This window comes from Glycomyces terrestris (assembly GCF_003933745.1).
Taxonomy (GTDB): Bacteria; Actinomycetota; Actinomycetes; order Mycobacteriales; family Micromonosporaceae; genus Glycomyces; species Glycomyces terrestris.
Genome location: NZ_RSEB01000004.1, coordinates 772759 through 793647, shown reverse-complemented (window position 1 = coordinate 793647; position 20889 = coordinate 772759). Strand labels below are relative to the sequence as shown.

Here is a 20889-nt window from a genome sequence, read left to right as displayed (position 1 = left end):
GACCGCGAGGGGTGTTCTCCTCATAAGAATCGGGGTAGGGTTTCGACATGGACAGGCGCATTTTCGGACTGGAGACCGAATACGGGGTCACTTGCACCTTCAGGGGACAGCGGCGCCTGTCTCCGGACGAAGTGGCCCGGTACCTCTTCAGGCGCGTGGTCTCCTGGGGCCGCTCCTCCAACGTGTTCCTCCGCAACGGCGCCCGCCTCTACCTCGACGTGGGCTCCCACCCCGAGTACGCCACCCCCGAATGCGACTCCGTCGAGGACCTGGTCAAGCACGACCGGGCCGGCGAGCGAATCCTCGAGGGCCTCATGATCGACGCGGAGAAGCGCCTCCACGACGAAGGCATCGCCGGGGACATCTACCTGTTCAAGAACAACACCGACTCCGCCGGGAACTCCTACGGCTGCCACGAGAACTACCTCGTCAGCCGCCACGGCGAGTTCGGGCGCCTCGCCGAGGTCCTCATCCCGTTCCTCGTCACCCGCCAGCTCATCTGCGGCGCTGGCAAGGTCCTCCAGACCCCGCGCGGGGCCCGCTTCTGCCTGTCCCAGCGCGCCGAGCACATCTGGGAGGGCGTCTCCTCCGCGACGACCCGCTCGCGCCCCATCATCAACACCCGCGACGAACCGCACGCGGACGCCGAGCGCTACCGCCGCCTCCACGTCATCGTCGGCGACTCCAACATCAACGAGATCACCACGATGCTCAAGATCGGCTCCGCCGACCTGGTGCTGCGGATGATCGAGACCGGCGTGACGATGCGCGACCTCACCCTGGAGAATCCGATCCGGGCCATCCGCGAGATCAGCCACGACACCACCGGCAAGCGCCTGGTGCGCCTGGCGAGCGGCCGCGAGGCCTCCGCCCTGGACATCCAGCGCGAATACCTCGAGAAGGCGATGGACTTCGTCGACCAGCGCGGCGCCGACGCGACCACCAAGCGCGTCATCGAGCTGTGGGGCCGCGTCCTCCAGGCGGTCGACGACGGCAACCTCGACCCGATCTCGCGCGAGATCGACTGGGTCGCGAAGTACAAGCTCATCGAGCGCTACCGCGAGAAGCGCGGCCTGCCGCTCTCGAGCCCGCGCGTCGCCCAGCTCGACCTGGCCTATCACGACATCCGCCGCGGCCGGGGCCTGCACCACCTGATGGAGAAGCGCGGCGAGGCCGAGCGGCTCACGCACGACGTCGAGGTCTTCGAGGCGAAGGAAGTGCCGCCGCAGACCACGCGCGCGCGCCTGCGCGGCGAGTTCATCCGAAAGGCGCAGGAGAAGCGGCGCGACTTCACGGTCGACTGGGTCCACCTCAAGCTCAACGACCAGGCCCAGCGCACGGTCCTGTGCAAGGACCCGTTCCGCTCCCGCGACGAGCGAGTGGACAAGCTCATCGCCAGCATGTGAGCATGAGTCGTGTCCGAAACCCCTGAGAACGACGAGACGACGGCCGCCGGACGGCGGCCCGGAGCACGCGAGCAGGCCGGCAGGTCCGGCCTGCTCGGCTCGTTCGACCCCGTCGCCGCCGCCGAGAAGCGCCAGACCCGCATCCGCGAGGAGATCGCCCGCAACCGCCGCGGCGAGTACAAGGTCCCGACCTGGGTCCTGGCCCTCGCGCTGGCGGGTGTCGTGGGGATCTGGCTGCTGGTGCTGTTCGTGCTCTGAGCGGTGCCGACGGCTTCGCGGGCGCGCGACATGGTTAGCGCGACTGACTCGCCCCCGGCTTCGACGCTAGCGCGGGGCTGCTGAAGCGGAGCTGAAGGCGGTGTGTGCGGCGCGTGCCATGGCGGCGGTTTGCGGGCACGCTGCATGGGTGGCGGGCGTCAGGTCCCCCCGGTTTCGACGGTAGTCGGAGGTAGCTGAAGGGGAGCTGAAGGCGGTCCATGGGGCGCAGCATCCGGGCTGGTTGCGGGCACGCTGCATGGTCGGCGTGCGTGAGTCGCCCCCGGCTTCGACGGTAGCCGGAGGTAGCTGAAGGGGAGCTGAAGGCGGTCGATGGGGCGCCGGCATCGGGGCGGTTTGCGGGCACGCTTCATGGTGGGCGTGGGTGAGTCGCCCCCGGTTTCGACGCTAGCGCGGGTTGCTGAAGGGGAGCTGAAGTTCAGGCTCGGCGCTTGGCTATCTGGGCAGCGTGGCGGCCTGCGGCGGCTTCGGCGATGAAGTAGACGCGGTCGCGGTCGAGGCCGCGGCCCATCGTGGAGAGCTTGACCGGGAGGGCCTCCATCGCCTCGACCAGGCCCGAGCAGTCGATCTCGATCTGGCGGTGGCGCTCGGGCAGTTCGGCGAGCTGGGCGCGGATCTTCGGCTCCAGGTCCGCCGGGAGCTCGTCCGGGACCGGGATGTCGGCCGCGGCCAGCGCGACCTTCCCGTACGCGGTCATCGAGTGGTGCGAGATGCCGCGGTGGCGCTCGCGGGCGTCGCCCTCGGAGATCCGCAGCGACGCGACCGGGCGTCCGCCCAGCACCGAGGCCGCGTTCACCGCCTCGCCCGCCGCGGTCCCGGAGAAGCCCCACACCGTGCCGGTGCCAAGGTTGCCCGGGCCTTGGGCCACGATCGCGATGTCGGCGCCGCCGACCGTGCGCGCCGCGATGAGCGCGTTGTGGATGTTCGTGGCCTCCAGGTCGCCGCCGAAGCACTGGCCGGCGGTGACGACCGTGCTGATCCGGTCCGAGAGCTGGTCGAGCTGGCGCGAGAACCACGCCGGGAGCGACCCGCCGTCGGTCATCACATAAGCGACCTTCGCGTCCGGCGCGGTCGCGTGCACCCCCGCGAGGACCGGCGCGAGCGCCGAGTGCAGGTCGGCCACGACCACCGGCATCCCGCCGAGGTCCTCGCACTCCTCGACCGCCGCCCGGTACGGCGAGTCGTCCTCGTCGACGGCCAGGCGCATCGCCTGCATCGGCGTGTAGCGGGCCTTCACGATGTGCCCGGGGCCCTCGACGTCGGCCGGGAGCCGGTCGGGGACGGCGATGACCAGCGCGTACCCGCCGGTGCCCAGGCCCTTGGCGATGGCGTTGCAGTTGAGCAGCACCCGGTCGCCGACCTTCGGGACCCCGACGAGCTCGTCGTAGGCCAGGCCCCGGCACGAGAACGCGTCCTCGCCCTCGCGGGCCTCGACGTCGACCTCCAGCTCGGTGCACCCGCGCCAGCCGCCGCGCACGCCGGTCACGGTCCCGTATCGCCATCTGATCACGCCCGGACCCTACCAAAGCGGCCCTCAACTACAAGGGGGTGCTTGGGGGCCATGGACAGTCGGCGGCAGCGCCCGGCACCCGCCGCGCCGCGCCCCCGCGGCGCGCCCCGCCGGGGCCCCGGGCGTGATGGCGGCCGGTTCGGGCGCTGGCATAGGCTGGGCGGGTGTCCAACGATCGCACTGAACGACTGGTGAACCTGGTGCTCTGCCTGCTGTCCTCGCGGCGCTTCCAGACCGCCGGCAGGATCGCCCGGACCGTGCCCGGCTACGAGCACGACCCCGAGGACAAGAAGGCGCACGAGGCGTTCCAGCGCAAGTTCGAGCGCGACAAGGCCGAGCTGCGCCGCATCGGCATCCCGCTCCAGTCCGGCATCGACTACCTCGCCGACGGCGAGCCCGGCTACCGGATCGCGCGCTCGGACTTCGAGCTGCCGCAGATCGAGTTCACCGACGCCGAGGCCGCCGCCGTCGCGGCCGCCGCGCGCCTGTGGCAGCAGCCCGAACTCCAGACCGGGAGCGCCGAGGCCCTGCTCAAGCTCCGCGCGGCCGGGATCGACGTCGAGTCGCACGCCGCCACCGCGACCGTGAAGTCCCTGCCCGGCGCCGAGGCCGCCCTCTCCCCGTTCTTCGAGGCGATCGCCGCGCGCCGCGCCGTCGTCTTCGACTACTTCGGGGCCCGCGACGAGTCCGCGCAGCAGCGCCGCCTCCAGCCCTGGGGCTGCGCGGCCTGGCGCGGGCGCTGGTACGTCGCCGGGCTCGACCTCGACCGCGGCGCCCAGCGGTGCTTCCGGCTCTCGCGCATCTCCGGGAAGGTCCGCCTGACCGGCCCCGAAGGCGCGTACACGATCCCCGAGGACGTCGACGTGCTCGCGTTCGCCTCCGAGTCCGAGGCCCGGCAGCAGCCGGTCCGCGCCACCGTCCTCGTCCGGCCCAAGCGCGCCTGGGGCGTGCGCCGCCGCGCCGACCAGATCGGGCCGCGCACCCCCGAGGGCGACCAGGTCTGCTTCTCGTACACCGAGACCGCCCCGACCGCCGCCTGGCTCGCCTCCTTCGGCGCCGACGTGCTCGTGGTCGACCCGCCCGAGCTGGTCAAGGAGACCGTCGCGTGCCTCCAGACCCTCGCCGACGAGGAGGAAGACTGACATGACGACGAACCGCCTCGCCCGACTGCTCAACCTCGTCCCGTACCTGGTCGCGCGCCCCGAAGGGGTGCCGATGACCGAGATCGCCGCCGACTTCGGCGTCGACGTCGAGCAGGTCCAGGCCGACCTGACGATGCTGTGGATGTGCGGCCTGCCCGGCTACGGGCCCGGCGACCTCATCGACATCGCCTTCGACGCCGACGCCGTGCGCGTCCTGTTCGCCGCCGGCATGGACCGGCCGGTGCGCCTGGCCGCCCACGAGGCGCTCGCGCTCTCCGTCGCCCTGCGGGTCCTCGCCGACACGCCCGGCGTCGGCGACCGCGCCGCCATCGCCTCCGCGCTCGACAAGCTCGCCGCCGCCGCGGGCGAGGCGCCCGCCGACGTCACCGTCCGCGACACCGTCACCGACCCGCAGGCCGAGAAGTACGCCGCGCTCGTCGCCTCCGGGCACGCCGCGCGCATCACCTACTACTCGGCGCACCGCGACACCACGTCCGAGCGCGTCGTCGACCCGATCGAGATCGTCGTCGCCGACGGCCACGCCTACCTGCGGGCCTGGTGCCGGACCGCGGGGGAGATCCGCCAGTTCCGCATCGACCGGATCGACGCGTGCACCGAGCTCGACGAGCCCTCCGAGCCGCTCCGCCTGACGAACCAGCCCGCGCCCACCGCGTTCCTCGCCTCCGAGCTGCCCCGCATCGAGCTGCTGCTCGGCCCCGGCGCGAAGGGCGTCGTCGACTCCTACCCGTGCGAGGAGGTCGCCGGCGAGCCCGACGGGCGCCGCCGCGTCGTCATGCGCGTGCGCGACCTCGACTGGGCCCGCCGCTTCGTCCTCGGGCTCGGCGGCGAGGCCGAGGTCGTCGCCCCGGCCGAGCTGCGCGACGCCGTCCGCCAGACCGCGCGGGCCGCGCTCGCCCGCTACGCCCCGGCGGCCTGAGCCCGGCCCGTCGCATAGACTGTCCCGATGATCTGGGCGATATCGGTCGTGCTGGCACTCGCCGGACTCGTGCTCCTCGCCGCCGCGGCGTGGCGCCTCCTCGGCGGCCTCAAGCAACTCGGCAGCGGGCTCGAACGCGCCCAAGAACGCGTCGAACAGGCCCAGGAGCTGCAAGAACGCTTGAACGCGACCCTCGCTCAGGCGCAGCGGGCGACCGCCGCGCTGCCCGAGAAGTGACACCGTCCGGTCGCACTCGCCACATTCTGATAAAGATCGGCGTTCCCCAAGGCTCCAGTGTTGACGGAAGTGTCAAACGTCGGTCATGCTTGTCCGGCTCGACGATGTCGTAGCCGCGCCTACCAACGGTGACCACGGGGTGAACCCGGTCTCAGGCTCCGTGGCGGCAGCCTCCACCGAGGCATACGATGGTAAACGTCACCGACATATATCCGGAGGGACCGAACAATGGGTGCACTGAAGCCCTGGCACATCATCATTCTCGTCGTTGTCATCCTGCTGGTGTTCGGCTCCCGGAAGCTCCCGGACATGGCCCGCGGACTCGGTCGCTCCATGCGCATCCTGAAGTCCGAGACCGAGGCGATGAAGACCGACTCGAACAACCCCGACAAGGACGGCGACGTCCGCGCGGAGCCCAAGCACACGCGCGAGCCGCTCGACCCGCCGGCGCCGGTCAACGAGACCGTGATCGACGGCGAAGCGGTCGACCGCAAGCAGACGCGCTAGTCCGGACACGGCCGTTACGACCATGGCGGACGAACCACCACGCCGCAAGGGCAAACGCCAGACCAAGTTCCAGCGCGCCGCCGACGGCTCCATGACGCTCATGGAGCACCTCATGGACCTGCGCTCGCGCCTGATGATCGCGGTCCTGGTCATCCTGGTCGGCACCGCGCTGGGCCTGGTCTTCTCCAAGCAGGCCATCGAGTTCCTCGCGCAGCCGTACTGCAACACGCCGGCCGCGAACATCGAAGACAGCGAGCAGGTGCTGTGCAACTTCACCTTGAACTCGCCGGCGTCCCACATCGCCCTGTACCTCAAGGTCTCGCTGTACATGGGCCTGGTGGCCACCTCGCCGCTCTGGCTGTACCAGCTGTGGGCGTTCATCGCCCCCGGCCTGCACCGGAACGAGCGCCGGTACGCCTACACGTTCATCGGGATCGCCGCGCCGCTGTTCCTCGGCGGCGCGCTCCTCGCGTACTTCGTGGTCAGCCACGGCATCCAGTTCATCATGGTCCTCCAAGAGGGCACCGGATTCCAGATCGCGCTGAACCTCGAGGAGTACATCAACTTCTACCTCACGGTGATGGTGGTCTTCGGGATCGGCTTCGAGTTCCCGCTGATCATGCTGATGCTCAACGTGATGGGGCTGGTGACCGCGAAGCGGATGCGCGGCTGGTGGCGGATCGTGGTCGTGGTGAGCTTCATCTTCACCGCGATCTTCACGCCCACCCCCGACCCGTTCGGCATGACCGCCCTTGCGATCTGCATGCTCATCCTCTACGGGATGGCGCTCGTCGTCGCCCATCTCAACGACAAGCGCAAGGGCATCACCGACGAGGACGAGTGGGACGACGAGGAGGCCAGCGACATCGGCAGCGCCGATGACGTCGCCGCCGCCTCGTCCATCGCGGCGAGCGGGCTCGACGACGAGGACTACCCCGAGGAGCGGCGCAACCGCCTCGGACGGCGCGTCGACGGCTACGACGACATCACCTGAGTCCCCTGAGGACCCAGGCCGAGCGAACGGAAGGCCCCGGAGCGCAACCGCTCCGGGGCCTTCCGGTGTCTCAGGTTCCGTTCAGCAGCCGCCGCGGACCAGCCGCAGCACCGCGTCCAGGCCCACCGCCCGGCCCGCCTCCGCGTGCGGCACCAGGTAGCAGCGGGCCCCGATCCGGGCCGCGCCCGCGTCGGCCATCGTGTCGCCGACCATGAGCACCCGGCTCGGCTCCACGTCCAGCGCGTGGCAGGCCGCGTAGAAGATCTTCTCGTCGGGCTTGCAGTACCCGACCTCGTAGGACAGCACCCACGCGTCGATGAACCGGTCGATGCCCAGGCGCCGCAGGATCGGGCGCGCGTCGAAGCCGATGTTCGACACCAGCGCGATCGGGTAGCCCTGCGCCTTGAGCGACACCAGCGTGGAGAACGTGTCGGCGAACGCCACCCAGCCCTCGGGGGAGGCGAGCCGGTCGTACAGGGCCTCCGCGAGGCCGTCGAACACGCCGTGCGCCTGCGCCGCCAGCTCCGTGAACGCCTCGCGGTGGGAGTCCTCGTCGAGGTCCCGGTCCGCCCACGCCTCCGCGAAGTGCGGCCGCACCCGCGGCTCCATGCCCGAACCGAGCCAGCCCTGCGCGCCGATGGCATCCGCGAGCGCCGTCACCGCGAGCGGTGAGAGCTGCTTCCCGCAGACCTCGGCGGCCAGCGCGACCGCCCTGGTCAGGGGTTCGAGCTGCGCCAAGGTGCCGTGGAAGTCGAACAGGACCGCGTCGACCCCTCCGCGTCCCGCATCGTCGTCTCCTGGTGAGGAATCACGGTGCACATCCGGGACGATACCCGGCCGTGTAGGCGTCGTCACAGCCGGGTGCGCTGGCGCGTTACCGGGATGCTCTTGTCGGGGTAGCAGACTAGTGTTGAGGCCATGGTTAACGCCGACGTGCCGTACGCCGACGACCGCTCCCCGGCCGAGCGCCACGCCGCCGCGCAGGCGCGCCGGCAATGGCCCCAGCTGGCGGCCTTCGCGGGGGACTACCCGTTCGAACTCGACGACTTCCAGGTCGAGGCCTGCCGCATCCTCGAATCCGGGCACGGCGTCCTCGTCTGCGCCCCCACCGGCGCCGGCAAGACCGTCGTCGGCGAGTTCGCCGTGCACCTGGCGCTGGCCGAGGGCCGCAAGTGCTTCTACACGACGCCCATCAAGGCCCTGTCGAACCAGAAGTTCAACGACCTCGTCGACGCCCACGGCGCCGAGAACGTCGGCCTCCTCACCGGCGACACCGTCGTCAACGGCGAGGCCCCGATCGTGGTCATGACGACCGAGGTCCTGCGGAACATGATCTACGCCGGCTCGGCCACCCTCCACGGACTGCGCTATGTGGTCATGGACGAGGTCCACTACCTCGCCGACCGCTTCCGCGGCGCCGTCTGGGAGGAGATCATCATCGAACTCCCGCAGGAGGTCCGCGTCGTCTCCCTGTCGGCGACGGTCTCCAACGCCGAGGAGTTCGGCGACTGGCTCAAGAGCGTCCGCGGCTCCACCGAGGTCGTCGTCTCCGAGACCCGCCCGGTCCCGCTGTGGCAGCACATGATGATCGGCGGCGCCCTCCTCGACCTGTTCGAGCCCGACGGCGACTACGTCTCCAAGGAACTGCTGAAGAAGGACGCCCGCATGCGCGAGCGCGGCGAGCGCGCCGGCGGCGGGCGCCGCCGCGGCCGGCCCCATGTGGACCGCGGCCGCGTCGTCTCCCGCCTCGACCAGGCCGCGCTGCTGCCCGCGATCTACTTCATCTTCTCGCGCGCCGGCTGCGACGCCGCCGTCGACGAGTGCGTGCGCGCCGGCCTGCGCCTCACCGACGGGCGCGAACGCGACGAGATCGTCGACTACGCCACCGCCGCCGTCTCCCACATCGACCCCGCCGACCTCGACGCCGTCGGCTTCGACCGCTGGCTCGCCGGCCTCGCGGCCGGGATCGCCGCCCACCACGCCGGGCTCCTCCCGGTGTTCAAGGAGGTCGTCGAGAAGCTCTTCGAACGCGGCCTCCTCAAGGCCGTGTTCGCCACCGAGACGCTCGCGCTGGGCATCAACATGCCCGCCCGCTCGGTGGTCCTGGAGCGGCTCATCAAGTACGACGGCTCCGACCACGTCATGCTCACCCCCGGCCAGTACACGCAGCTGACCGGGCGCGCCGGGCGGCGCGGCATCGACGTCGAGGGCCACGCCGTCACCGTGTGGGCCGAGGACGTGCGCCCCAAGGAGCTCGCAGGCCTCGCCTCCAAGCGCACCTACCCGCTGAACTCCTCGTTCGCGCCCTCCTACAACATGGCCGTCAACCTCATCGGCGCCGCCGGCGTCGAACGCGCCCAAGAGGTCCTGGCCTCCTCGTTCGCGCAGTTCCAGTCGGACTCCGAGGCCGTCCACATCGCCGAGCAGGCCCGCTCCCTGGGCCGGCGCGCCGCCGAGGCCGCCAAGGGCGCCGAGTGCCACAAGGGCGACTTCCTCGCCTACTACGAACTGACGCACGAGCTCTCGCAGGCCGAGCGCGCGAACCAGAAGCGCCGCAAGGGCGCCCTGCGCGACGAGGCCCGCACCAACCTCGAGCAGCTCCGCGGCGGCGACGTCGTGTGGATCTCGCGCGGCAAGCGCACCGGCTGGGCCGTGTTCCTGCGCCCCACCGGCGGCTCGCGCCACCACGACCCGCGCTGGGCCGTGCTCACCGCCGACGGCTGGGCCGGCACCGTCGAGACCGCCGCGTTCGACGGCGGCCTCGAAGTGGTCACCAAGATCCGCATGCCCAAGCGCTTCGACCGGCGCGACCCCAAGGCCCGCGGCGACCTCGCCGCGAGCCTGCGCGAGGCCACCCGCGACCGCTCGCGGCCCACCCGCCGCGGCGGCGCCGCCGAGACCCCCGAGATCGCACGCCTGCGCGAGGAGGTCAAGAACCACCCGTGCCGCACCTGCCCCGACGCCGGGCAGCACACCGTGCACGCCTCCCGCTGGTCCCGCCTCAAGCGCGAGGAGGAGACGCTCCGGCGCCGCTCCGAGCGCCGCGAGCACTCGCTCGCGCGCCAGTTCACGGCCGTGCGCGAAGTCCTCACCGAGTTCGGGTACCTCGAAGGCGAGACCGTCACCGAGTCCGGGCGGCTGCTGCGCAACCTGTTCGTGGAGACCGACCTGCTCGTCGCCCAGTGCCTGCGCGACGGCATCTGGGAGGGCCTCGACGCGCCCTCGCTGGCCGCGATCGCCTCCACGGTCATCTACGAGTCCCGATTCGAGGAGGACGAGTTCTTCGTGGCCGTGCCCGGCCCCATCACCGACCTCGTCGCGAAGACCCAGCGCCGCTGGGAGGCCATCCGCCGCGCCGAGAACCAGCGGGGCCTCTCGCTCATCTCCCGGCCGCAGCTGGGCCTGGCCTGGCCGATCTACCGGTGGACGAAGGGCGAGGAGCTCTCCAAGGCCCTCGCCGCGGCCGACGGCCCGTGGCCGATGCCCGGCGGCGACTTCGTGCGCTGGGCCCGCCGCACCGCCGACCTGCTCCACCAGATGGGCACCGCGGCCCGGTTCATCGGCACCGAGTCCTCGAACAAGCTCGCCGACGCGGCCTTCGACGCGGTGGACTCGATCCGCCGCGGCGTGGTCGCCGACGTGTAAGGACGAACCGTGCGACCCGGCCGCTGAGACGGCCGGGCCGCGCCGCACCCGAAGGGCTTCCGCATGCACCGCAGCCGCATCTCGACGATCCTCTTCGACACGCCCGAAGCCGACGCGGCCGCCGCGTTCTGGTCCGCCGCCCTCGGCGTCGAGGCGCGGCCGAACGACGACGAACCCCAGTTCACGAGCCTGCCCGGCGGGATCGCGGGCCTGGTGACCGCGGTGCAGCGCATCGACGGCGAACCGCGCTTCCACATCGACATGGAGACCGACGACCTCGACGCCGAGACCGACCGCCTCACCGCGCTCGGCGCCGTCGAGGTCTCGCGCTGGCTCGAGTGCCGCACCCTGCGCGCGCCCGGCGGCCACCTCCTGTGCGTCATCCCCGTCCACTCGGACCGCGCCGAGTTCGAGGCCGCCGCGACCGTCTGGGATTGACAGCGCCCCTGACGGCCGCTGCGCCCGCTCGCGGCGTTGCCGGCCTCCCCGATCCGACACCAGGACCGGGAAGGCCGCCCGGCGAGCGAACCCGTCGACTCGAACCGACCCGCCGCGGGTGCGACACTCCTAGTCCCCGTCCAGCAGGTGGTGCAGGTACCGCTGCGGGTCGGCGAGGAACCCCCGCGTCAGCCGCACCGGCCCGGCCTCGTCGTACGCCACCGGCGCGATGCCCTCACCGCCGGCCTCGTACAGCACCGCCCCCGGGCAGGCCAGCAGGATCGGCGAGTGGGTCGCCACGATGAACTGGCTGCCCTGCGCCGTCAGCGACGCGATCCGCGCGAGCAGCGCCAGGCAGCCGTGGACCGACAGCGCCGACTCCGGCTCGTCGAGCAGGTACAGGCCCGCGCCGCCGAACCGGTTGACGACCAGGTCGAGGAAGCCCTCGCCGTGCGAGCGCTCATGCGCCGAGGTCCCGCCGTACGCGCCCCAGCCCGCGCCGAGGCGCTCGATCTCCGTCGCCACGTTGAAGAACGACTCCGCGCGCAGGAAGAACGAGTCGGCGGGCCGCCTGCCCGCCCGCCGGGCCACCACCAGGTGCTCGGCCAGCGGCGTCGCCGTCCGCGCCGTCGCGAACCTGAAGTTCCGCGACCCGCCCTCCACGTTGAACCCGAGCGCGTCCGCGAGCGCCTCGACCAGCGTGGACTTCCCGGTCCCGTTGTCGCCGCAGAACATCACCACCGGCGCGTCGAGATCGAGGCCGGCCTCCAGCGCCCGCACCGCCGGCAGGTCCCACGGCCAGCCCGATTCGGGCATCCCCTCGGCCCGCACCGACCGCAGGAACGGCCCCGCCATCAGACCGCCGGGGCGTCGCCGGCCTGCGCGGCGAGCGCCGCCTGGAGCCGCTGGAGCGCCGAGCCCACGTTCCACTGCGCCGCCAGCTCATCGACCGCGGCGGGGTCGTGCCACTCGGCCGGGATCGCCGCGTCGACGAGCGGCACGTCGACGTCCGCGACCGCAGTGGACGTCGCCACCGCCCGGTCGAGGTACTCGGCCGACTCCCCGATCGCCGCGCGCTGGCGGGCCGGGAGCTCCGAGGCCGGGTCGGCGGCCGCGGCCTTGAGACCGGCGATGCCGCCGTACGTGTTCACGAGCGCGACCGCGGTCTTCGCGCCGATGCCCTTGACGCCCGGGAGGCCGTCCGAGGGGTCGCCGCGCAGGACCGCGAAGTCGACGTAGTGGCTCGGGTTCACCCCGAACTTCGCGGCGACGGCCTCGCCGTCGAACAGCTCCGCCTTCGAGATGCCCTTCGCCAGGTAGACGACCTTGCGGCCGCGCTCGTCGTCGACCAGCTGGAACAGGTCGCGGTCCCCGGTGACGACGTGGACCGGCTCGGCCGTGCGGGCCGCGAGCGTCGCGATGACGTCGTCGGCCTCGAACTCCGGGTGCGCCGCCGTCGCCAGCCCGAGCGCCGGCAGGAGCGCCTCGATCGCCGCGACCTGGTCGTCCAGGCCCTCCGGGGTGTCCTCGGAGCCGTCGGGGAGCGCCCGGTCGGCCTTGTAGCCCGGCATCAGGTCCAGGCGCCACTGCGGCCGCCAGTTCCCCTCCAGGCAGCACACGATCCCGGTGGGGGAGAAGCGCTTCGAGAGCACCGCGAGGCCGTCGAAGAAGCCCCGCACCGCGCCCGACCGGCGCCCGTCCGGGGCCTTGATCGAGGACGGGAGCCCGTAGTAGGCGCGGTACCACAGGGACGCGGCGTCGATGAGCATCAGCATGCGCACCACTCTCTCACGAGGAGGCGACACCGCGGGCGATCGGCGAGGCGCCCGGCCGAACTGCGAAACCTGCCACATTACGGCCCAGGTGGCACAAGTATGGGAGGGTCCGACCGGAAAGATCGGCCCATCAGCGAACTATGAGGAGCCTTCAGGTGAACACGCACACCCGCCGCGCCGCGGCCGCCCTGGCCCTGATCGGGACCGGGCTCGCCGCAGCAGCATGCTCGTCCGGAGCCGAGGACGACTCCACCCTCACCGTCTGCACCAACGTCCCCTTCGAGCCCTTCGAGTTCGAGCAGGACGGCGAGTACGCCGGCTTCGACATCGACCTCATGAACCTGCTCGCCGAGCGCCTCGACCAGTCCGTCGAGATCGTCGAGATCGGCTTCGAGTCGATCTCCTCCGGCGAGGCCCTGAACGCCGGCACCTGCGACATCGCCGCCGCCGGCCTCTCCATCACCGAGGAGCGCCAGGCCGCCATGGGCATGTCCCAGGCGTACTACCGCGCCGACCAGGCCCTCGTCGTGCCCTCCGGCTCGGCCGTCGCCGCCCTCGAGGACCTCGACGGCGCCCAGGTCGCCGTCCAGTCCGGCTCCACCGGCGAGGCCTACGCCAACGACAACGCCGAGCAGTACGGCTACGAGGTCGTCGCCTTCGAGTCCATGGGCGACATCGCCTCCGCGCTCACCGCCGGGAGCGTCCAGGCCTCCATCGCCGACCTCGCCACCTGGAACGAGATGATCGAGACCGCCACCGACCTCCAGCTCGTCCAGACCATCGAGACCGCCGAGCACTACGGCTTCGCCGTCCAGAAGGACGACACGGAGCTCCTCGACGAGGTGAACGCCATGCTCGACGAGATCTTCGCCGACGGCACCTACGCGGAGCTGTACGAGCAGTGGATCGGCGAGCCCTACACCGGGAACCTCGACCAGTAGTGGAGGCCGCCACCACCGAAGCCGCGCCCGCCCGGATGACGGCCAGGCAGCGGCGCCGCCTTGCGCGCGGCCTCCAGTACGCCGTCCTCGTCGCCGTCGTCGCGCTCCTCGCGGCGGCGGCCGACTGGGAGCAGATCGCCGCCTCGTTCTTCCAGCTCGACATCGCGGCCGACATGTTCCCCGCGGTGTGGACCTCGTTCTGGAACACGATCGTCTACACCGTCCTCGCGTTCGCGTTCGGCATGGTCGTCGGCGTCCCCATCGCGCTCATGCGCGTCTCGGCGTTCGGCCCCTACCGCTGGTTCGCGACCGCGTACGTCGAGGTCTTCCGCGGCCTGCCCGCCCTCCTCGTCCTCTTCCTCGTCGGATTCGGCGTCCCCCAGGCGTTCCCGGGCATCCAGTACCCAGGCGGCGTCTACGGCCAGGTCGCCATCGGCCTCGGCCTCACCTCCTCCGCCTACATCGCCGAGAGCGTCCGCGCCGGCATCCAGGCCGTCCCCCGCGGCCAGGTCGAGGCCGCCCGCTCCCTCGGCATGAGCCACACCCGCACCATGGTCACCGTCGTCCTCCCGCAGGCGCTGCGCATCGTCGTGCCCCCGTTGACGAACGAACTCGTCATGCTCACCAAGGACTCCTCCCTCGTGTTCGTCCTCGGCGTCACCACCGCCACGATGGAGCTGTCCAAGTTCGCGCGCAACGAGCTCACCGACACCGCCAACGCCACCCCGCTGCTCGTCGGCGGCCTGCTCTACCTGCTGCTGACGATCCCCCTCGGGCTCCTCGCCCGCCGCCTCGAGAACCGGGAGGACCGGCGATGACCGCGCCCATAGTGACGATCGCGGGACTGCACAAGCGCTTCGGCGACAACGAGGTCCTGCGCGGCATCGACCTCGAGATCGCCGAAGGCGAGGTCGTGTGCCTCATCGGGCCCTCCGGCTCCGGCAAGTCCACCCTCCTGCGCTGCGTCAACCTCCTCGAGACGCCCACCGCGGGCACCATCACCGCCGCCGGGCACGACATGACCGGACCCGACGCCGACCTCGACGCCGCCCGCCGCGACATCGGCATGGTCTTCCAGCACTTCAACCTGTTCAGCCACCTGTCGATCCTCGACAACCTCGTCGTCCCGCAGCGGCGGGTCCGCAAGACCCCCAAGGACGAAGCGGTCGCCGAGGCGCGCCGCCTCCTCGCCGAGGTCGGCATCGAGGGCAAGGAGCGGGCCCGGCCCGCGCAGCTGTCCGGCGGGCAGCAGCAGCGCGTCGCCATCGCCCGCGCGCTGGCGATGAAGCCGCGGCTCATGCTCTTCGACGAGCCCACCAGCGCCCTCGACCCCGAACTCGTCGGCGAGGTCCTCTCGGTCATGAAGGGGCTCGCCGCCGAGGGCATGACGATGCTCGTGGTCACCCACGAGATGGCGTTCGCCCGCGAGGTCGCCGACCGGGTCCTGTTCCTCGACGGCGGCGTCATCGTCGAGCAGGGCGCCCCGGCCGAGGTCCTCACCGACCCCAAGACCGAGCGGGCCCGCACCTTCCTCCACCGCGTCCTGCACCCGGTCGACTGACATCATGGGAGGCATGAGCCTCCTCGAGCACACCGAGCGGACCGAACGCACCCTCTGGCGCGGCGGGCGGGTCCTGAGCCCGACCCACCCCGCCGCGACCGCCCTGCTCACCGCGGGCGACCGGATCGCCTGGGTCGGCGGCGACGACGACCTGCCCGCCGCCGACCGCACCGTCGACCTCGAAGGGGCCCTGGTGACCCCGGCGTTCGTGGACTCCCACGTCCACCTCACCGGCACCGGGGCCTCCCTCACCGGCCTCCACCTCGCCGGGCTCCCCTCCGCCGCCGCCGTCCTCGAACGCGTCGCGGCCTTCGCCGCGGCCCTCCCGCCCGACGCGATCGTCCTCGCCCACGGCTGGGACGAGACCGAATGGGCCGACCCCGTCCCGCCGTCGTCACCGGACCTCGGGAACGCCGCCGGCGGCCGCCTCGCGTACCTGTCGCGCGCCTGCGGCCACATCGGCGTCGCCGGGCCCCGCCTCCTCGCCGAGCACCCCGAGTTCGCCGCCCTCGACGGCCACCACCCCTCCGGGCTCCTCACCCGCGCCGCCCACCGCGCCGCCCGCGCCACCGTCAACGCCGCCATCCCCGTCTCCCAGCGCCTCGCGACCGCCCAGGTCGGCCTGACCCACGCCGCGGGCCTCGGCATCGCCGCGCTCGCCGAGATGGCCATCCCCAACGACGCCGACCCGCTCGCCGAAGCCGAGTTCTCCGGCCTCGTCGCCCTCGGCCGGGAGCCCGGCAACCCCGCCGTCTACGGCTGGTGGGGCGAGCTCGGCGCCGCCGAGAAGGCCCGCGACCTCGGCGCCCACGGCGCCGGCGGCGACCTGTCCGCCGACGGCTCCCTCGGCGCCCGCACCGCCTTCCTCCGCACCCCCTACGCCGACGAGGACACCCTCGGCGCCGAGTACCTCACCGCCGCCGACGTCGCCGCCCACCTGCGCGCCGCCCACCGCGCGGGCATGCCCGCTGCCTTCCACGCCATCGGCGACGGCGCCGTCGCGAACGTCCTCGACGGCCTCGACGCGGTCGAGCGCGAACTCGGCCTCGACGCCGTCCGGCATGCGCGCCACCGCATCGAGCACGCCGAACTCCTCGACGCCGGCCTCATCGCCCGCATGGTCCACCACGGCGTCCACGCCTCCGTCCAGCCCGCGTTCGACGCCGCCTGGGGCGGCCCGGGCGGCATGTACGCGGCCCGCCTCGGGCGCGAGCGCGCGCTGGCGGCCAACCCGCTCTCGAGGCTCGCCGGCGTCGGCGTCCCGCTCGCCTTCGGCTCCGACTCGCCGGTCACCGCACTGGACCCCTGGGGCGGCGTGAGAGCCGCCGTGCGCCACTGGAACCCGGCCTCCCGCCTCTCACCGACCGCGGCCTTCACGGCGGCCACCAGGGGCGGCTGGAGGGCCCTGGGGATCGACGACTCCGGGTCGCTCGTCCCGAACACCCGCGCCAATTTCACAGTGTGGGACCTCACCGGCGGGCGGCTCCCCGACTTGAGTGACCCGGACGCCGCCGACCCGAAGTGCGTCCTCACTGTGGCGGAGGGAACCCTCGTCTACCAGCGCGCCTGACCTGGACCTGCGCCCGCGGCGGCGCCGACGCGAGAAAAATTGCTGGACCAAAATTCCGACCCGGTTGACGCCATCGGCGCTGTTTGGCTTACGGTGGTCTGGTCCTCGGCGGAAGACCTGAAACGGTGGCCCGCCGAACGTCGGGGGCGACTCGACTTGCTTTGCTCCCACGCAGACTGGACAAGGTGGCAGCGCGGCCGCACTGCCACCGGCGGCCAGGTCCAGATCGCGGGGGTCGGCGGAGGAAGGCGGGCCGGTCGCCGGTGGTGGACCCGCGGCGGACACCAGTGATCCCTAGACAACAGCTCGTAGACGCTCAGCCAGACGGGTGCGAGTTGGTCCGAAGATCACCAGTGAACGCGGCAGGGGACACCGGCCGTACAGGGACTGGGAGAAACCCGTGCGAGGGGCGTAGCCGGACACAGCTACGCCCCTTTGCCGTCCCCGCAGTACGCTTGACCCCCACCGGTCCGCGAGGGCCCCTCGCCGCCGGTGCGCCCATCCGGCCAGCGCACGAGCGAGGAGCGCCCTACTTGAGCACCGTGACCGAAGACGTCCGCGACGCGCCTCCGGCCGGGGACGCCCCCGCCGCGCGGCCCCGCCGCCTCGCCCTCCTCGTCGCCTCGCCGCTCGGGCGCCGCCTGAGCCTCCCCGCCGCGCTCGTCCTCGCCCTCGCCTCCGGCCTGCTCGCCGTCCTCGCGTTCCCGCCCTACGGCGCCTGGCCGCTCGCGGCCGTGTCCGTCGCCGGGTTCGGCGCGGCCGTCCACCGCCGCCGCCTGCGCGGGGGCCTCGGCATCGGCTTCGTCTACGGCATGGCGTTCTTCCTGCCGCTCCTGGCCTGGTCCTCGACGCAGGTCGGCCAGTGGCCCTGGCTGTTCCTCTCGGCGCTCGAAGCGCTCGGCACCGGCCTCCTCGGCGCCGGCCTCGCCGTCTGCTCGCGCCTGATCGACCGCCACCGCTGGATCTGGGCCCCGCTCACCGGCGTCGCCTGGGTCGCCCAGGAGGCCCTGCGCGACCGCCAGCCCTTCGGCGGCTTCCCGTGGGCCCGCCTCGCGTTCAGCCAGGCCGACGCCCCCACCGCGGCCGCCGCCTGGCTCGGCGGCGCGCCGCTCCTCAGCTTCGTCGTCGCCCTCGCGGGCGGGCTCCTCCTCACGGTGGGGTATTCGGTGACTGTGCGACGGGGGCGATGGCTGGGGAAGACGGCTGCGCTCCTCGGAGCGCTCGTCCTCGTCTCGGCAGGGCCGCTCGCCGTGCTCAAGCCGCTGGCGTTCGTGAACTTCTACTCAGCCGGCTCGGGCAGCACCGTCAACGTGGCCGTCGTCCAAGGCAACGTCCCGCGCCTGGGCCTCGGCTTCAACGAGCAGCGCCGCGCCGTCCTCGACAACCACGTCCAAGGCACGCTCGACCTCGCCGACGCCGTCAACGAAGGCCGCGCCGAGCGCCCCGACTTCGTCGTCTGGCCCGAGAACGCCTCCGACATCGACCCGATCGAGAACCAGGACGCCTACGACCGGATCAGCCTCGCGGCGGCCGCGATCGGCGCGCCGATCGTCCTCGGCGGCATCGTCCACAACGACGACGGCACCGTCTCCAACATGAGCATCGTGTGGGATCCCGAGGACGGGCCCGTCCACATGTACGCCAAGCGCCACCCGGTGCCCTTCGCCGAGTACGTCCCCTACAAGGACTTCTTCAGCACCATCGCCGGGTGGATCGACCCGCGCATGTCCGAGGGCCTCGACAACGTCGCCGGCTTCGCGCCCGGCACCAGCGAAGGCGTCATCCCCGTGGCCGGCGCCGACATCACCGGGCTCATCTGCTTCGAGATCGCCTTCGACGCCGAGACCCGCGACTCCGTCCTCGCCGGCGCCCAGCTCATGGTCGTCCAGACCAACAACGCCACCTTCGACACGAAGGAGGCGCAGCAGCAGCTCGCGATGGTCCAGATCCGCTCCATCGAGCACGGCCGCGACGGCCTCATGGCCTCCACCGTCGGCGTCTCCGCCTTCACCGACCACACCGGAGCGGTCTCGCAGGCCACCGAGTTCAACACCGCCGCCGTCATCCAGACCGACCTGACGCTCGCGGACGCCTCGCCCGCTTCGTTTACACCGGCGACCACAATGGGTATTCTGCCTGAAGCGGTCCTCACCGGAGCGGCACTGGTGGCCCTGGCCTGCGCAATCGCCATCAACATCCGGCACCGCCGCAGCCAGGCCTAGAAAGTCGGACCCATGAGTCGATCACCGGACCGGAACGTCCCCGGCAGCGATGTCGGTCCGGCCATTGTGGCCATTCCCACCTACAACGAGCGCGACAACATCGAGACCACCGTCGCGGCCGCCCTCGACGGCTGCCCGGACATCGACGTCCTCATCGTGGACGACAACTCGCCCGACGGCACCGGCGACATCGCCGACCGCCTCGCCGACGCCCACCCCCGCGTCCACGTCCTCCACCGCTCCGAGAAGCAGGGCCTCGGCGCCGCCTACCTCGCCGCGTTCGCGTGGGCGGGGGAGCGCGGCTACCGCGTCGTCGTCGAGATGGACGCCGACGGCTCCCACGACCCCGCCGACCTGCCCCGCCTCCTCGACGCGATCGCCGACGGCGCCGAGCTCTCGCTCGGCTCCCGGTACATCCCCGGCGGCTCCGTGCGCAACTGGGCCCTCCACCGGCTCGCGCTCTCGCGCTGCGCCGGGATCTACACCCGCGCCATGCTCGGCCTCCAGGTCCAGGACGTCACCGCCGGCTACCGCGCCTACCGCCTCGACGCCCTCCAGAAGCTCCAGCTCGACACCGTCAACTCCGTCGGCTACTGCTTCCAGATCGACCTCACCTGGCGCGCCGTCAAGGCCGGGTTCGACATCCGCGAGGTCCCCATCGTCTTCACCGAGCGCCGCGCCGGCGCCTCGAAGATGAACGGCGCCATCACGGTCGAAGCCCTGTGGAACGTGACCCGGTGGGGATTCGCCCACCGCGCACGGCAACTCCGGCGGGTCTTCTCCCGTGGCAGAATCGAGGGGTGACGCACCAGCATCCGCCGCAGGCACCGAAGCGGGCCCCGTTCGCACTCAGGCTCGCGCTGGCGGTGTGGATCGTCGCCGAGGCCGCCGCCTTCTTCGGCCTGGCCTACCTCGTCGGGTTCTTCTACACGTTCCTGATCTTCGCGGGCACGACCGCCCTCGGCGTCGCACTCGTCGGCCATGTCGGCAGGAAGTCCTTCCGGGCCGCCCGCGACTACCTCAACTCGGGCGGCGACCCGTCGCGGGAACCCCCGAACGGGTACGCGCTGGCGGGCGCGTTCTGCCTGATCATCCCCGGTTTCGTCACCGACCTCGTCGGGCTGCTGCTGCTGTTCCCGCCGACCCGGTTCATCTTCCGGGGCCTGGGCCGCTGGATCGCCGCCCGCACCCCCGTCATGCGCTTCGGCGGCGGCGACGTCATCGACGGCGAGGTGATCGCGGAGCGCGACGCCGCCGACCCCCGCTTCGCCGACGACCCGCGCTTCCCCGAGGACGAGCCGAGGCGGTACGACAACGGACCCCGGTCGATCGACCAGGGTCCGTGAGTCTCAGGCGCTAGCGCTCGCCGCGGCGGGCGCGCATCTCCTGGAGGCGCTCGTCGAGGATCTCCTCGAGCTCCTCCATCGACCGGCGCTCCAGCAGCATGTCCCAGTGGGTGCGCGGCGGCTTGACCTTCTTCGTCTCCGGCTCCTCGCCGTCGACGAGCTTGGCGGTGGTCCCGTCCAGGCGGCACTCCCACGTGAGCGGGATCTCTGCCTCGACGGCGAACGGCACCTCGAAGCGGTGGCCCTGCGGGCACACGTAATCACGGGTCTGGCGGGGCGCCAGCTCCGTGTTGCGGTCCGATTCGTAGCTGACGGCGCCGAGACGGGAGCCCCTCAGCATTCTGTCGCCCATGTTCCCCTGCACTTCCTTTGAGCACTTGCC

Annotated in this window: 21 protein-coding genes; 16 read left to right on the top strand and 5 right to left on the bottom strand. The window is 72.0% G+C overall.

The genetic code is table 11. From position 1 onward, the window contains the following. Positions 1–47: 47 nt before the first annotated feature. Both pafA and EIW28_RS17690 read left to right on the top strand, forming a co-directional pair. On the top strand, positions 48–1406 hold the full coding sequence (gene pafA / locus EIW28_RS17695) for a Pup--protein ligase (RefSeq protein ID WP_125248994.1): 1359 nt from the start codon (positions 48–50) through the stop codon (positions 1404–1406). Between the two features lie 9 nt (positions 1407–1415). Beyond that, positions 1416–1664 (top strand): hypothetical protein, encoded by a 249-nt coding sequence (locus EIW28_RS17690; protein WP_125248993.1) that lies wholly within the window; start codon positions 1416–1418, stop codon positions 1662–1664. Between the two features lie 436 nt (positions 1665–2100). Here EIW28_RS17690 and EIW28_RS17685 read toward each other — a convergent pair whose 3' ends face one another. Next, positions 2101–3192, bottom strand: a complete 1092-nt coding sequence (locus tag EIW28_RS17685; protein WP_125248992.1) for a DUF3866 family protein — start codon at positions 3190–3192, stop codon at positions 2101–2103. Positions 3193–3356: 164 nt separating this feature from the next. On the opposite strand from EIW28_RS17685, the gene EIW28_RS17680 reads away from it, so the two are divergent. From EIW28_RS17680 to tatC, 5 genes are all read left to right on the top strand, one after another. Beyond that, positions 3357–4334, top strand: coding sequence for a helix-turn-helix transcriptional regulator (locus EIW28_RS17680; protein WP_125248991.1), 978 nt, complete (start codon positions 3357–3359; stop codon positions 4332–4334). 1 nt (position 4335) lies between these two features. Then, positions 4336–5271 (top strand): helix-turn-helix transcriptional regulator, encoded by a 936-nt coding sequence (locus EIW28_RS17675; protein ID WP_125248990.1) that lies wholly within the window; start codon positions 4336–4338, stop codon positions 5269–5271. 27 nt (positions 5272–5298) lie between these two features. Beyond that, positions 5299–5508, top strand: a complete 210-nt coding sequence (locus EIW28_RS17670) for a hypothetical protein (RefSeq protein WP_125248989.1) — start codon at positions 5299–5301, stop codon at positions 5506–5508. A 228-nt stretch (positions 5509–5736) separates the two neighbouring features. Then, positions 5737–6015 carry a Sec-independent protein translocase subunit TatA gene (gene tatA, locus EIW28_RS17665; protein ID WP_125248988.1) on the top strand — a complete coding sequence of 93 codons (279 nt, stop codon included), beginning with the start codon at positions 5737–5739 and terminating at the stop codon, positions 6013–6015. Positions 6016–6037: 22 nt separating this feature from the next. Next, positions 6038–7009 (top strand): twin-arginine translocase subunit TatC, encoded by a 972-nt coding sequence (tatC, locus tag EIW28_RS17660; protein ID WP_125248987.1) that lies wholly within the window; start codon positions 6038–6040, stop codon positions 7007–7009. A gap of 81 nt (positions 7010–7090) precedes the next feature. Here the strand turns inward: tatC and EIW28_RS17655 are convergent, their stop codons facing one another. Then, the gene (locus tag EIW28_RS17655) at positions 7091–7828 is read right to left on the bottom strand and encodes an HAD family hydrolase (RefSeq protein WP_125248986.1); all 738 of its coding nucleotides are present in this window, start codon (positions 7826–7828) and stop codon (positions 7091–7093) included. 99 nt (positions 7829–7927) lie between these two features. Here EIW28_RS17655 and EIW28_RS17650 point away from each other — a divergent pair, with 99 nt between their 5' ends. Next, positions 7928–10654: a DEAD/DEAH box helicase gene (locus EIW28_RS17650; protein WP_125248985.1), complete on the top strand. Its 2727-nt coding sequence runs from the start codon at positions 7928–7930 to the stop codon at positions 10652–10654. 63 nt (positions 10655–10717) lie between these two features. Next, positions 10718–11092 (top strand): VOC family protein, encoded by a 375-nt coding sequence (locus EIW28_RS17645; protein WP_125248984.1) that lies wholly within the window; start codon positions 10718–10720, stop codon positions 11090–11092. Between the two features lie 129 nt (positions 11093–11221). Here EIW28_RS17645 and EIW28_RS17640 read toward each other — a convergent pair whose 3' ends face one another. Next, positions 11222–11947 (bottom strand): AAA family ATPase, encoded by a 726-nt coding sequence (locus tag EIW28_RS17640; RefSeq protein WP_125248983.1) that lies wholly within the window; start codon positions 11945–11947, stop codon positions 11222–11224. Then, entirely contained in the window at positions 11947–12867 is a 921-nt protein-coding gene (locus EIW28_RS17635) for a 5'-3' exonuclease (RefSeq protein ID WP_232014024.1), read from the bottom strand. The genes EIW28_RS17640 and EIW28_RS17635 overlap by 1 nt, the downstream gene beginning before the upstream one ends. 155 nt (positions 12868–13022) lie before the next feature. Between EIW28_RS17635 and EIW28_RS17630 the strand changes: the two genes are divergently transcribed. The 7 genes from EIW28_RS17630 to EIW28_RS17600 all read left to right on the top strand — a co-directional run bounded on the left by EIW28_RS17630 (position 13023) and on the right by EIW28_RS17600 (position 20507). Continuing rightward, positions 13023–13808 (top strand): transporter substrate-binding domain-containing protein, encoded by a 786-nt coding sequence (locus tag EIW28_RS17630; protein ID WP_158630453.1) that lies wholly within the window; start codon positions 13023–13025, stop codon positions 13806–13808. Between the two features lie 35 nt (positions 13809–13843). Next, a complete protein-coding gene (locus EIW28_RS17625; RefSeq protein WP_125249078.1) occupies positions 13844–14626 on the top strand; it encodes an amino acid ABC transporter permease in 783 nt (260 codons plus the stop codon). Continuing rightward, entirely contained in the window at positions 14623–15369 is a 747-nt protein-coding gene (locus EIW28_RS17620) for an amino acid ABC transporter ATP-binding protein (protein ID WP_125248981.1), read from the top strand. The genes EIW28_RS17625 and EIW28_RS17620 overlap by 4 nt, the downstream gene beginning before the upstream one ends. A gap of 13 nt (positions 15370–15382) precedes the next feature. Further along, entirely contained in the window at positions 15383–16939 is a 1557-nt protein-coding gene (locus EIW28_RS17615; protein ID WP_125248980.1) for an amidohydrolase, read from the top strand. A 542-nt stretch (positions 16940–17481) separates the two neighbouring features. Next, positions 17482–19161, top strand: a complete 1680-nt coding sequence (gene lnt, locus EIW28_RS17610) for an apolipoprotein N-acyltransferase (RefSeq protein WP_125249077.1) — start codon at positions 17482–17484, stop codon at positions 19159–19161. Positions 19162–19173: 12 nt separating this feature from the next. Beyond that, entirely contained in the window at positions 19174–19965 is a 792-nt protein-coding gene (locus EIW28_RS17605) for a polyprenol monophosphomannose synthase (RefSeq protein ID WP_125248979.1), read from the top strand. After that, a complete protein-coding gene (locus EIW28_RS17600; protein ID WP_158630452.1) occupies positions 19962–20507 on the top strand; it encodes an FxsA family protein in 546 nt (181 codons plus the stop codon). Before EIW28_RS17605 ends, EIW28_RS17600 begins: the two co-directional genes overlap by 4 nt. 10 nt (positions 20508–20517) lie before the next feature. On the opposite strand, the gene EIW28_RS17595 is transcribed toward EIW28_RS17600, so the two are convergent. Beyond that, positions 20518–20859, bottom strand: coding sequence for an RNA polymerase-binding protein RbpA (locus tag EIW28_RS17595; protein WP_091028371.1), 342 nt, complete (start codon positions 20857–20859; stop codon positions 20518–20520). Positions 20860–20889 lie beyond the last annotated feature (30 nt).